Raw genomic sequence first — 607 nt, 5'->3', positions numbered from 1 at the left:
CGAGTCGCCATCGCTGCTGAAGCCCGTTGCCATTTGTAACTTTCTTTCTGTTCATAATCACGTTTGGCACGTTGTTTTTTCTGGCCATAGGCTTCGCGGTCGCGTGCCCAGCGATGCTGCTCAATCAGTCCAACGACTTGCTGCGCCTTGGGGGCAAACAATAAAACCGTGTGCGCTTCCAGTCCACTGGAGTGTTTGTGGGCAGTGGTGTGTCCAAGTTCTGCAGCGACACTTTGATGGGTGAATTCCAATGACGTGGTGTCTTCCAGTGCCAGCAGGCAGTCAAATGATCCGCAGGCCTGCACTGTGGCAGCAAAACCTGCCTCAGCAATCGCTGCCGGACTGATATGCTCGTTACGGACAAAGCGATAAGCGGCTTCAATGTCTGCACTGGATGAAAGGGATTGCACGATAGATTGTCCTGTATGAGCTGCAAGTTGAGCCGCCAACTGTACAAGCCGTTTGGTCCTTCGTACATCCCCTAATTGTGCGCGCTGAAAAATGCTTTGTGCCCAGAGTGATGGTTCACTTAAAAACATGGTATGTGGTGCGCTGAAAAATGCTTTGTGCCCAGAGTGATGGTTCACTTAAAAACATGGTATGTGGT

Annotated in this window: 1 protein-coding gene; it reads right to left on the bottom strand. The window is 50.9% G+C overall.

Going from position 1 to position 607, the window contains the following annotated elements; genetic code table 11:
* Window positions 1-539 (bottom strand): transposase DNA-binding-containing protein (locus L5M28_RS24090; protein WP_263204547.1); only part of this gene is annotated, 539 nt, incomplete at its 3' end.
* Window positions 540-607: the final 68 nt, after the last annotated feature.

The sequence above is a fragment of the Shewanella sp. SW32 genome (assembly GCF_025653365.1).
In the GTDB taxonomy this organism is placed as follows: domain Bacteria; phylum Pseudomonadota; class Gammaproteobacteria; order Enterobacterales; family Shewanellaceae; genus Shewanella; species Shewanella oncorhynchi.
Note: the sequence above shows the minus strand (reverse complement) of the source record. Positions and strands in the feature narration are given on the sequence as shown.